Genomic DNA, 12,133 nt, shown 5'->3' on the forward strand with positions numbered 1-12,133 from the left:
GGCATAGGAAATTTGGCCCTAGCGCTGGCATTGAATATCATTAGAGGGTGCGCAAACTCCTTCTCAAGCTAACCCTCGCTGCAATTGCAGTGTTGCCCTTATTCCTAGTTCAGGTCATTGGGGGCGTTTTGGGAATTTTGGCTTATGTAGGCTCAAAGCAATATCGATCACTTTTTCGCCCTCAATATGAGGCGGTTGTTAAAAGTCATCATTTACCCCTGCAAATCTGGCATGCGGCTGCTGCATCAGGGCAACTCTTCTCAAACAGTTTGTGGATTTGGCGAAATCCTAAAAAAGCACTTTCCCTTGTTGAAGTGCAAGACTGGGATCTGGTTGAGGCGGCGATCAATGGGGGTCATGGCTTAGTCATGCTCACCCCACACCTCGGTGGTTTTGAAATCATGCCCAGAGTATTGGCCCAACACTTCCCTGCAACCATCCTCTATCGGCCATCACGCCAAGAGTGGCTAAATGAAGTAGTTGAAGAAGGTCGCGCGTACCCCAATATACATTTCGTACCAACCAGCCTCAACGGCGTACGTCAAATGACGCGGGCACTCACCCGCGGCGAAGCCATCGGCATTCTTCCAGATCAGGTACCTAGCGGCGGTGAAGGCGTTTGGGTACCCTTTTTCGGACGCCCAGCCTACACAACTCCGCTACCCGCAAGACTAGCTAATCGCAACAACACACCAGTGGTCATGTTTACTGCCAAACGCAAAGGTCTTGGCAAGGGCTGGCTAATGCAGGCTAAGAGACTGGAGCCACTTTCTGAAGACTCGACACTCGCAGCTGCTGAACTGAACACTGCCATTGAGAATGCGATCCTAGTTGCGCCCAATCAATTTATCTGGGCATATAACCGCTACAAACATCCTAGCAGAGCGGAATTACCACCAAGCAATTAGTTAATAAATTTATAATTTATTTAACATGACCTGGTTACAAATCGTTTTTAATTTTCTGGCGCTGAGCTTGCTGCGCCTATTTGCATTTCTACCTTATGGCCTTACCATTTATATTGGCTACGGTCTCGGATGGTTGGCGGCACACATACCAAATGAGCGTGCCAAGGCTGTAAAAACAAATTTGCGTTTATGCTTCCCCAATCTGAGTCAAGATGAAATTAACTCGCTCGCACTAGAGCACTGGAAACTATTTGGGCGTAGCGTCATTGAGAGAAGTCGTATTTGGCTTGGTAGCGGAAAACAAATTACCGATATCATCACCATCAACTCTGCAATCACTTTAGGCGATCGCAAGCCACGACTCTTAATTAATCCTCACTTTGTAGGGCTCGAGGGCGGCTTCATGGCGCTTTCGGCTTTGGCTAGTCAGCATGATTGGCCACGGGGTGCCGGTCTCTACCAAAATATGAAGAACCCATTCTTCAATCAAAAGATGATTGAATGGAGAAATCGTTTCGGTGGTAAATCGATTGAGCGTCAAAGTCGCTTACGTGATTTGATTCGCGAAATTCAAACAGGTAACTTTATTTTTATTGCGCCTGGTATTGATCTTGGTCCACGCGACTCTGTTTTTGTTCCTTTCTTTGGAATCCAAACCAATACGATCACTTCAGTCTCTCGACTAGCAAGGCTTAGCGGTGCGGAAGTCTGCCTCATGACTACCACTTTGAATGCTGATCGCATGGGGTATACCTGCAATATCAGCGCACCACTTCCCAATTTTCCAACAGATGACGTTGAGGCAGATTCCGCACGCCTGAATAAATACATCGAAGACCTTGTTCGAGAAAAACCTGCAGAGTACTATTGGGTACATAAACGCTTTAAGCATCGGCCACCTGGCGAGCCAAGTCTTTATAACTAATTGGAAATCTTTTGAGCACAAATTTAAACAAGCCTGCGCGCACATTACGCTTCACCAAAATGCATGGTGCTGGTAATGATTTCATTGTGCTCAATGGGATTGATCAAGACCTGAGCGATGTCACTTGCGAGCAGTGGCAAAAACTAGCCCATCGCCAATTTGGTATTGGCGCTGATCAAATCCTGCTGGTTGAAAAAGCCACGCGTCCTGATGCTGATTTTCGTTATCGCATTTTTAATGCGGATGGTGGCGAGGTGGGGCAATGCGGCAACGGTTCACGTTGCTTTGTTCGCTTTGTTCTCGACCAAGGTCTATCCACTAAAAATCCTTTGCGGGTTGAAGTTGCGCATACAGCGCTTACACTCAAATCTCATGAAGATGGCCAGGTGGAAGTGGATATGGGCGCGCCGATTTTTGAGCATAGTCAAATTCCATTTAATGCGAGTGGCCTAGCTAGCAAGCAAGAGTTTCATGAAATGCTCTACGCTCTGCCTATTACTACACCAGCAACGCGCGATAGCTGGATAGACGTCTTATCGATGGGCAATCCCCATGCAGTTCAAGTAGTCGGTGATGTGGATAGCGCACCCGTACTCGAAGAGGGTCCTTCCATTGAAAGAGATCCTGTATTTCCGAAAAGAGTCAACGCTGGCTACATGCAAGTTATCAATCGCAATGAAATCAAGTTGCGCGTTTATGAGCGTGGCGCTGGTGAGACTCTCGCTTGTGGTACTGGTGCATGCGCGGCAGTAGTCTCCGGCATTCGTCGTGGCTTACTTGATTCCCCCGTTAAAGTGCACACCCGTGGCGGTGATTTACTTATTGCCTGGGGCGGCATGATCAATGAGATTGCTCAGCCCGTCATCATGACTGGGCCAGCAATTACCGTGTTCGAAGGCGAAACAAAGATCTAAGAGTGGAAATGTGGGCGCTTCTGCTGCCACTACTCTTTAGATTAAATCCCGTACTTCTCGCGATAAGCCTTCACTGCTGGTAGGTAGTTTGTTAGCTCGGCATTGCTGGAGGTAGTTAAGAAAGTCATTAAGTCTGCCAAGTTCGCGATTGCCACTACTGGCAAACCAAACTCTTGCTCTACCGCCTGTGCTGCTGACTTATCACCAATCTCCGTAGCAGTGCCTGACTTTTCCATACGATCCAAAGCAATCAATACCGCTGCTGGCTCTGCACCTGCATCGCGAATCAGTTTTACAGACTCTCTCACCGAAGTCCCAGCAGAAATCACATCATCAATGATGACCACTTTGCCTTTAACAGGGGCACCTACTAATGAGCCTCCCTCGCCATGATCTTTAGCTTCTTTACGGTTGTAGGCATAGGGAACATTACGGCCAGAATCAGCCAAAGCAATTGCAGTGGCAGCAGCCAGAGTGATGCCTTTATAGGCTGGCCCATAAAGCATGTCGTATTGCAGGCCAGCCTCTTGCAAAGCCTTGGCGTAGTAGCGACCCAAGGCGCTTAAGCGAGCTCCATCATTAAATCCACCCGCATTAAAGAAATAGGGAGAAAGGCGACCCGCTTTAGTTTTAAACTCCCCAAACGACAAAACATTTGCCTCCAAGACAAATTGAATAAAGTTATCTTGATTAGAATTTTTTGAGCTCATAGGCCTATATGTTACGCATCATTTCTGCCAACCTCAACGGTATCCGTTCTGCAGTCAAAAAAGGCTTCATGTCTTGGGTTGTAAAACAAAAGGCGGACTTTGTCTGCATGCAGGAGCTCAAAGCTCAACAGGATGACTTAGAAGATGCCATTCTCAATCCGGATGGGTTACACGGCTTTTTTCATCATGCTGAGAAAAAGGGCTATAGCGGCTGCGGCATCTACACCCCCCATAAGCCAGACGAGGTGCTCTATGGCTATGGGAATGAAGAATTTGATGCTGAGGGACGCTATGTAGAAGCCCGATTCAAGAAGCTGTCAGTGATCTCAGTATACATGCCCTCAGGCTCAAGCTCGCCAGAAAGACAGGAGGCTAAATATCGTTATCTAGACTCTTTCTTGCCACACCTAGTTGAACTCAAAAAGTCAGGGCGCGAGATTGTGCTGTGTGGGGATGTGAATATTGCCCACAATGAAATCGATCTGAAAAACTGGAAAGGCAACCTGAAGAACTCAGGATTTTTACCAGAAGAGCGTGCTTGGCTGACAAACCTATTTGACAAAGTCGGTTACGTAGATGTCTATAGAAAGCTAAAGCCTGAAGCGACTGAGGCCTGCTACACCTGGTGGAGTAATCGCGGTCAAGCATATGCAAAGAACGTCGGCTGGCGCATCGACTATCACATCACCACTCCGGGCATTGCAGAAAGCGCTAAAAATACTGCGGTGTATAAAGAGGAGCGCTTCTCAGATCATGCGCCACTTACAGTAGATTACGACTGGTCTATTTAGCAACCTGTGAGTCGTGTTTTTTAAATTCCACAACTTTGAAATGAATAGTCAGCCAAATCAGAATTAAGACCGGCGCACCAATAATTGCCGTGCTAATAAAAAAGTTTGAGTAGCCAAAGTTATTTACAAAAACACCTGAGAATCCAGCCAACCACTTTGGCAATAAGAGCATCATCGAACTAAATAACGCGTACTGCGTTGCGGAGTACTGAATATTCGTGAGCGCCGATAAAAATGCAATAAAAGCTGCCGTAGCAATTCCGGAACTGAGGTTATCTGCAGAGATTACCCAAACCAAGCCATGCAAATCGTGGTCCTGTGTCGCAAGCCAAGCAAATAATAAATTGCTGACCGCCGATAAGATTGCGCCCAATAACAAAATGCGCATCACGCCAAAACGTAAAGTGAGTACACCTCCAAGGAAGGCGCCGACTAATGTCATCACCACGCCAAAGACTTTACTAACAGCTGCCACCTCATCTTTGGTGTAACCCATATCTACATAAAATGGGTTAGCCATAATACCCATCACCACATCACTAATACGATAGATGGCAATTAAAGACAAAATCAAAATAGCGTGCCAACCATAGCGCTTAATGAAATCTGCAAATGGTTCAATTAAAGTTTGATGTAGCCATACTTTTGCATTACGTGCTTTTGCAAGCTCAATACGAACGGGCTCTCTACTAAATAAGGTGGTAATGACACCCACACCAATCGAAAGCGCCATACAAAGATAGGCAAATTGCCAGGCGGCTGGATCATATCCAGCAACCCCAGATTCAGCACGGACAGCCAACCAGAGAGCACCAGCACCAGACCAAATTAAAGCTAGTCGATAACCTGTTTGATAAGCAGCGGCTAGCGCTGCCTGATGATCGCTATCAGCTGACTCAATTCGAAAAGCATCTAGGGCAATATCTTGAGTGGCAGAACCAAAGGCGACGAGGAGAGCACACCACACAATTGGTGTGAGTTGAACTTTGGGATCAATACTGGCCATACCGACCAGACCAAGAACAATTAGCAGCTGCGCAAAAAGCAGCCAGCTACGTCTTCTGCCAAATAATGTTGACAACAAGGGAATGGACAATCGATCTACTAAGGGTGCCCACATCCACTTAAACGCATAGATCAAACCAACCCAAGTGAGATAACCGATGGTGCTGCGATCAATGCCAGCCTCTCTTAGCCAAAAGCTCAAGGTACCCAAAATAAGCAGCAGGGGTAAACCGGCGGAGAAGCCCAAGAAGAGCATTCGAAGACATGGCCATTCGAGATAAACCCGAAAATCTTTCAGCCAGGACTGAAGGCTACTAAGCACGTCGAACGCGGAACAGCGCTAGGCTTCCAAAAAGATTGGGCATCAAAGTAACCTGGCGACCCTCATGCAAGATGCATTGATCCAGAATTTGCAGACCCAAGCTTGAGGCTAATTTTTCAAAATCAGCAACGGTCAGAACGCGTACATTGGGTGTGTTGTACCACTGGTAAGGCAAGCTTTTAGAAGCTGGCATACGGCCAAAGCCAACAGCTAGGCGGTGTGACCAATGGCCAAAATTTGGGAAAGAAACAACTGACTCCTTGCCAACACGCACCACTTCACGCAGGATCTTTTCAGTTTCGTGAATGGTTTGTAGTGTTTGGGAGAGTACGACCGTATCGAAACTCTTATTCTCAAAAAGTGCCAAACCGCCTTCAAGATTTTGCTGAATGACGTTCAAACCCTTTTGAGCGCAAGAAAGTACGCGCGCATCATCAATCTCAACTCCGTAGGCATGAATAGGTTTTTTCTTTTGCAAATACTCTAAGAAGCTGCCATCCCCACAACCGAGGTCAAGCACTTCACTATTCGGCGCAATCCAGTTCGCTATTGCGGCAAAGTCAGCGCGCTTCATGATTTAGCCTCTAGCATTTGTTCGAAATAAGCACGAATCAGATTGTGATAACGCGGGTCATCCAATAAGAAAGCATCATGCCCATGTGGCGCATCAATCTCTGCATAACTCACTTCACTCTTATTGCTGAGCAAGGATTCCACAATTTCTCGACTGCGGTTGGGAGGGAAGCGCCAATCCGTAGAGAAGCTCACAACTAAAAACTTGGCTTGCACTTCGGCTAAGGCACGATTCAAGCGGCCCTCGTAACGACGAGAAGGGTCAAAATAATCTAGCGCCCGAGTAATGAGCAAATAAGTATTGGCATCAAAGTAAGTAGAAAACTTATCACCTTGATGACGCAAATAGCTCTCCACCTCAAATTCCACATCAAAACTAAAGCGGTAGTCATGAGACTCACCATTTGGTCTTTGTAGTTCGCGCCCAAACTTTTCCGCCATATCATCGTCAGATAAATAGGTGATATGCCCAACCATGCGGGCCAGCTTTAGGCCACGCTTCGGTACAACGCCATGCTCGTAGTAATTGCCACCATGAAAATCTGGGTCAGACAAAATGGCATTGCGCGCCACTTCGTTAAATGCAATGTTCTGTGCGCTGAGTTTTGGCGTGGATGCAATTACCAAACAATGGGCAAGTCGTTTTGGAAACTGAATTGACCAGGCTAATGCCTGCATACCACCTAAGCTTCCACCGATAACTGCAGCAAAACGTCGAATGCCCAACTTATCAGCCAAGCGCGCCTGAGTGTTGACCCAGTCTTCAACTGTAATTACTGGGAAGTCTGCGCCATAGGGCTTACTAGTAGCCGGATTAATACTCATGGGACCTGTGGATCCAAAACAAGAGCCTAAGTTATTGACGCCAATAACAAAGAAATGATCCGTATCAACCGGCTTACCCGGTCCAATCATGTTGTCCCACCAGCCAATATCGTTTGGATCATCTGGGTTGGGGCCGGCTACATGGTGTGACGCATTCAGTGCATGACAAACCAGCACGGCATTACTTTTATCGGCATTGAGTTTGCCGTAAGTTTCAATTACTAAATCGTAGCCCGATAAGATGGCGCCACTTTGCAAAGGCAAGGGCTCGGCAAAATGGATAGTGTTTCTAGAGAGGTGTAGCTCGCTCATTCGGACAGAAGAATGCGAAGACTAATATCAGATGCTTCCGTTGGCAGCTTCTTAAAGCCACTGCGTGCAAATCGATGCCAGCGCCCTAGGACGCAACTCATCAACATGGCTGCGCGCACACTAACTTCATCTTGACTTACATTTGCCCAAGCTCCGCCTTGAGTTTGAGCAATGCGCAAAGACTGCTTTAGAGATGCCTCCACGCGGTCTAGAACTTGTGTAATACGCTCTTGCAGGCGATCATCCTCTTGCAATAAGGCATCACCCAAAAGTACGCGAGTCATGCCAGGATTCTTTTCTGCGAAGAACAACAACATCTGCAAAATCCCGCGCGCTTGCGCAAGGCCAGACTCTTCTTTTTGATTAATCTGATTAATCAAGCCAAAAACGGTTTGCTCAATAAATGAAATCAAGCCCTCAAACATCTGCGCCTTACTAGCGAAGTGTCGGTAGAGCGCTGCTTCTGAAACTTGAATTTTTGCCGCCAAGGCAGCAGTGGTTACGCGCTCACCCTTCGGGTTTTGCAACATCTCTGCCAACACCTGCAAGATCTGTAGACGACGCTCGCCAGGGCGCGGGCGCTTGCGTGTCTTACCCTCTTCGGCAACTGTCGCTTCGATCTCTGATGCAGTAGGGTCTAAGGAATCACGCATATCTATATCTCTTATCCACTCTCAGCGGGAGCGAATCATTGTTCCAAAAGCTTGTTCAGTCAGAATCTCAAGCAACAGTGAGTGCTCAATTCGGCCATCAATGATGTGAACAGAATTCACGCCACTCTTTGCTGCGTCTAATGCAGAAGAAATCTTTGGCAACATTCCGCCCGAGATCGTGCCATCTGCAAATAAACCATCGATTTCACGTGCAGTCAGATCAGTTAAGAGTGTGCCGGCCTTATCCATCACGCCCGGAATATTGGTCATCATGACTAATTTCTCTGCATGCAAAATTTCTGCCATCTTGCCAGCGACTAAGTCAGCATTGATGTTGTAAGCCTGACCCTCTTCGCTAAATCCGATTGGAGAGATCACCGGAATAAAGGCATCGTCTTGCAATGCTTTCACAACTGCCGGATTAATGGCCTCAATCTCACCAACAAAACCTAAATCAATCGTTCCGCCAGCTTTCTTTTCATCAGCAACCAACATTTTCTTCGCACGAATCAAGCCGCCGTCTTTACCAGTTAAGCCAACCGCCTGACCACCAAAGTGATTAATCAACATCACAATATCTTGCTGCACTTCGCCACCGAGAACCCACTCCACCACTTCCATGGTTTCTTCATCGGTTACGCGCATACCTTGAATAAAGGTGCCCGTCTTACCAATCTTTTTGAGGGCCTCATCAATTTGTGGGCCGCCGCCGTGAACGACGACAGGGTTCATGCCAACCAGCTTCAGCAAGATGACATCGCGCGCAAAACTTTCTTTCAGGCGCTCTTCAACCATCGCATTTCCACCGTACTTAATCACAATCGTCTTACCATGATATGCACGAATGTAAGGCAAAGCCTCGGCCAAAATCTCCGCCTTCAGTAAGGGTGGGATTTCGCTAATAGATGGGGATTGCTTGGTCATTGCTACTTTTATATTTAGTCTAGTAATTAATCGCCAAACAACTTTTGACGAAGTTCACGACGCTCTTGCGCCTCAAGCGAGAGATTGGCTGTTGGGCGAGCAATTAAACGGTTCAAACCAATCGACTCCCCAGTCTCTTCACACCAACCATAATCACCGGACTCAATGCGGGCCAAAGCCTGCTCCACTTTTTTCAGCAGCTTGCGCTCACGATCACGGGTGCGCAACTCGAGTGCATGTTCTTCTTCAATCGTTGCACGATCCGCAGGATCAGGAACCAAAATGTTTTCACGCAAATGCTCTGTGGTCTCAGAGGCATTTTTCAAAATATCGTCTTTTAAGGTCAGAAGCTTTTGACGGAAAAAATCCAGCTGAGCTGCATTCATATAGTCCTTTTCGGACATCTTGAGCAATTCAACTTCTGTTAAAGGTGCACCCTTAGCAGCCTTTGCACTTGCAGCCTTAGTAGGCGCTTTTGCTGTAGCCGTAGCTTTCGTTGGTGTTTTTACCGTCATTTCGTTCTTTCCATGGATCTAAACCATTATTACTTCATTCTGCCAAACTTTTGCCGCCGTTTTGCCAATATTTATCAATATTGGCCGTGGCGCCGGATTGTACTTTATATTTTCTAGGCCAAACACCCTTCAAGCCCAGCCAGCAGGGTGTCTTTAGGCAAATCAATGCCGATAAAAACCATCCGCGTTTGCTTTGGCTCAGCACCCCAAACACCCGCTAAATCACTCCCCATCATCTGATGGACGCCCTGGAACACGACTTTTCGGTTACTACCCTTCACATAGAGCACGCCTTTATAGCGCAACATCTTCTCTCCGAAGACCTCCAAAATGCCCCCCAGGAAGTCCTCTAATTTTTTATGATCAAAGGGTTTATCACTACGAAAAACGAAGGATTGAATGCGGTCTGTATGGCCTGCATGATCATGATGGTCGTGACTATGGTCATGCCCACAAGTGCTGTGATCATGATCGTCTTGCTCCAAAAAGTGAGGGTCAATATCTAGCTTGGCGTTCAAATTAAAGCCTTTGAGATCCAAAACAGCATCTAAAGGCACTACACCCTTAGAAATGCCCTGAATTGGGGCGCGGGAATTCATATGCATTAAACGATTGCGCAAAGCATCCACTTCAGCCGGCGTTACCAAATCCGTCTTAGTAATGAAGATTTGATCAGCAAAGCCTACTTGGCGCTGCGCCTCTTCATGCTCAGTAAGCTGCTGTGGTCCATGCTTAGCATCTACAAGAGTCACTACCGCATCTAATACGTAATGATCCGCAACATCATCATCCATAAAGAATGTTTGGGCCACCGGGCCTGGATTAGCCACACCAGTAGTCTCAATGACTACGCGATCAAAGCTAATCTTTTTATCTTTACGTTGTTCCCACAATGAGTTGAGCGCCTCTACTAAATCGCCACGAATAGTGCAGCAAATACAACCATTGCTCATTTGCACAATATTTTCTTGGTTATCTTGAACCAAGATGTCGTTATCAATATTTTCTTCGCCGAACTCGTTTTCAATCACGGCAATTTTTTTGCCATGCTCCTCAGTCAAGATATGTTTGAGCAAAGTCGTTTTGCCGCTACCTAAAAAGCCTGTGAGAATTGTTACCGGAATTAACGCCATGATCGATCCATTCAAAATCTATAAATACATTCCCTAAATGGGAAACCTACTATCTTACCCAGTTCCTCAAGCTTTGCCAGCCTTTGCGCGTGGATGGGCTTTATCGTATGCCTGCGCTAGGTGCTGGAAATCTAAAGAGGTATAAATCTGCGTGCTGGCAATGCTGGCATGCCCCAACATCTCCTGCACCGCCCGCAAATCTTGGGACGATTGCAATACATGACTAGCAAAACTATGGCGCATCATATGTGGGTGCACATGGGTTGGCAGACCAGCCCTCATTGCCAAAGTCCGTAGGCGCGCCTGCACCGTTCGAGGGGATAGGCGCGCACCAGTAGCGGAGATAAATAAAGCCATCGATACACCTGCTTGCTCCAGTTGGTCGCGGATCGCGCGCCAGACCTTGAGGGATTGCATGGCAGGTCCACCAATCGGGACTGAGCGACGTTTACCGCCCTTACCCAATACTGTGACTTCCGCTGCGTCCCAATCCAACCATCCTGCAGACTCCTGCTGTCGATCTTTGCTCTGCATCACATCAATGCCCAGCAACTCAGATAATCGTAGGCCAGAGGAATAAAGCAAATCAATGATTGCTACATCACGCACAGCTTCTAGATCTTGCTTTTCTTCAGCCTCTTTTACGGCTTGACTAACCAAAGCAAGAGCTTGCTCAACCGAAAGTGCTTTGGGTAATGACTTCAAACGTTTGGGCGCCTTCACATCATCAACGGGATTTGCCACTAGATTTGCTGTCGCTCTCCCGTCCTTTGCATCACGACGCGCATCTTTCTCAGTCAACCAGTCATACCAGCCACGCCACGCAGACAGCGCTCTAGCAATCGTGCGAGATGATTTTCCCTTTGAATGCAAGCGACCTGCCCAGCGACGCACATGCGCATTTGTGACTTTTAATAATTCGATCGAATCGTCTGTTGCCAATACTTGCAACTCGCCCAGATCCATGCGGTACGCTTTAAGCGTATGAGGTGACAGCTGCCTTAATACATGCAGCTCGTGCAAATACTCTTGCACTAAGGGATGAAGGTCAGCTGGTGCTTGGCTCATAAGCTTGGATACGATCCAAAGCTGCAGCAGTCAGTTCGGCAATCTGACGCAAATAAAATGCGCCCATATCTGCAGTAAAGCGAGATTCATCTTTACTTGCTAGCAAGAGTACTGCTGGCGATTGCACCACGCCAACACTCTTACCTAATGGCAAGCCAATTGCCACCATGCTTTGCCACTCAGGATTAATGCTCACTTGAGTTGCCAACAAATCCACGCTCGCAGTTGCTAATTCCTTAGCAGAGCCACATAAAGGCGTATCGACCCACGGACCAAATACCGTATTGGGCGAGAGAAGTTGCGCCGCCTCCACTTCAAATACTTCCGCTAAACCCGCGGTGACTGCAGACTCAACATCAGCCTTTGTATTAGCGCCTATCAGGCGCAACAACCAGGCCACCAAACTCTGTTGAGTCTTGTCATTGCGACTTCCAAAGTGCAACATCTCACTCAGGCGGCGGTTCAGCTCTTGGTTTTGCGTGCGCAACAAAGTCATCTGGCGCTCTTGCAATGAGATCGCGCGATCTTCATGTGGATGCTTCAAGCGAATTTCAT

14 protein-coding genes are annotated in these 12,133 nt (G+C 47.3%); 4 read left to right on the forward strand and 10 right to left on the reverse strand.

Features of this window, described 5'->3' with window-relative positions:
* The first annotated feature begins 47 nt into the window (after positions 1–47).
* Genes DXE44_RS08930 through dapF form a run of 3 tightly spaced genes read left to right on the forward strand, consistent with a single transcriptional unit; the run spans position 48 to position 2,747 of the window.
* Entirely contained in the window at positions 48–908 is an 861-nt protein-coding gene (locus tag DXE44_RS08930) for a lysophospholipid acyltransferase family protein (RefSeq protein ID WP_114654121.1), read from the forward strand.
* 25 nt (positions 909–933) lie between these two features.
* Entirely contained in the window at positions 934–1,833 is a 900-nt protein-coding gene (locus DXE44_RS08935) for an LpxL/LpxP family acyltransferase (RefSeq protein ID WP_114654122.1), read from the forward strand.
* A 59-nt stretch (positions 1,834–1,892) separates the two neighbouring features.
* Positions 1,893–2,747 carry a diaminopimelate epimerase gene (gene dapF, locus DXE44_RS08940; protein ID WP_197712936.1) on the forward strand — a complete coding sequence of 285 codons (855 nt, stop codon included), beginning with the start codon at positions 1,893–1,895 and terminating at the stop codon, positions 2,745–2,747.
* 41 nt (positions 2,748–2,788) lie between these two features.
* On the opposite strand, the gene pyrE is transcribed toward dapF, so the two are convergent.
* Complete coding sequence (pyrE, locus tag DXE44_RS08945) at positions 2,789–3,457, reverse strand: orotate phosphoribosyltransferase (RefSeq protein ID WP_114654124.1); 669 nt, start codon at positions 3,455–3,457, stop codon at positions 2,789–2,791.
* 8 nt (positions 3,458–3,465) lie between these two features.
* On the opposite strand from pyrE, the gene DXE44_RS08950 reads away from it, so the two are divergent.
* Positions 3,466–4,248 (forward strand): exodeoxyribonuclease III, encoded by a 783-nt coding sequence (locus tag DXE44_RS08950; protein ID WP_114654125.1) that lies wholly within the window; start codon positions 3,466–3,468, stop codon positions 4,246–4,248.
* Here DXE44_RS08950 and DXE44_RS08955 read toward each other — a convergent pair.
* The 9 genes from DXE44_RS08955 to DXE44_RS08995 all read right to left on the reverse strand — a co-directional run bounded on the left by DXE44_RS08955 (position 4,241) and on the right by DXE44_RS08995 (position 12,122).
* The gene (locus DXE44_RS08955; protein WP_269460685.1) at positions 4,241–5,575 is read right to left on the reverse strand and encodes an AmpG family muropeptide MFS transporter; all 1,335 of its coding nucleotides are present in this window, start codon (positions 5,573–5,575) and stop codon (positions 4,241–4,243) included. The two genes, DXE44_RS08950 and DXE44_RS08955, sit on opposite strands and share 8 nt — an antisense overlap.
* On the reverse strand, positions 5,568–6,149 hold the full coding sequence (gene metW / locus DXE44_RS08960; RefSeq protein WP_114654127.1) for a methionine biosynthesis protein MetW: 582 nt from the start codon (positions 6,147–6,149) through the stop codon (positions 5,568–5,570). The genes DXE44_RS08955 and metW overlap by 8 nt, the downstream gene beginning before the upstream one ends.
* On the reverse strand, positions 6,146–7,285 hold the full coding sequence (metX, locus tag DXE44_RS08965; RefSeq protein ID WP_114654128.1) for a homoserine O-succinyltransferase MetX: 1,140 nt from the start codon (positions 7,283–7,285) through the stop codon (positions 6,146–6,148). The genes metW and metX overlap by 4 nt, the downstream gene beginning before the upstream one ends.
* Complete coding sequence (gene slmA, locus DXE44_RS08970; protein WP_114654129.1) at positions 7,282–7,938, reverse strand: nucleoid occlusion factor SlmA; 657 nt, start codon at positions 7,936–7,938, stop codon at positions 7,282–7,284. Before slmA ends, metX begins: the two co-directional genes overlap by 4 nt.
* Before the next feature lie 21 nt (positions 7,939–7,959).
* Positions 7,960–8,862 (reverse strand): acetylglutamate kinase, encoded by a 903-nt coding sequence (gene argB / locus DXE44_RS08975; RefSeq protein ID WP_114654130.1) that lies wholly within the window; start codon positions 8,860–8,862, stop codon positions 7,960–7,962.
* Between the two features lie 26 nt (positions 8,863–8,888).
* Complete coding sequence (gene dksA, locus DXE44_RS08980) at positions 8,889–9,266, reverse strand: RNA polymerase-binding protein DksA (RefSeq protein ID WP_174221145.1); 378 nt, start codon at positions 9,264–9,266, stop codon at positions 8,889–8,891.
* 224 nt (positions 9,267–9,490) lie between these two features.
* Complete coding sequence (locus tag DXE44_RS08985; RefSeq protein WP_174221146.1) at positions 9,491–10,513, reverse strand: CobW family GTP-binding protein; 1,023 nt, start codon at positions 10,511–10,513, stop codon at positions 9,491–9,493.
* A gap of 63 nt (positions 10,514–10,576) precedes the next feature.
* Positions 10,577–11,578, reverse strand: a complete 1,002-nt coding sequence (locus tag DXE44_RS08990; RefSeq protein ID WP_114654133.1) for a tyrosine recombinase XerC — start codon at positions 11,576–11,578, stop codon at positions 10,577–10,579.
* A complete protein-coding gene (locus DXE44_RS08995; RefSeq protein WP_231970639.1) occupies positions 11,559–12,122 on the reverse strand; it encodes a DUF484 family protein in 564 nt (187 codons plus the stop codon). The genes DXE44_RS08990 and DXE44_RS08995 overlap by 20 nt, the downstream gene beginning before the upstream one ends.
* Positions 12,123–12,133 lie beyond the last annotated feature (11 nt).

Source organism: Polynucleobacter necessarius, assembly GCF_900095175.1.
Classification (GTDB): domain Bacteria; phylum Pseudomonadota; class Gammaproteobacteria; order Burkholderiales; family Burkholderiaceae; genus Polynucleobacter; species Polynucleobacter necessarius_I.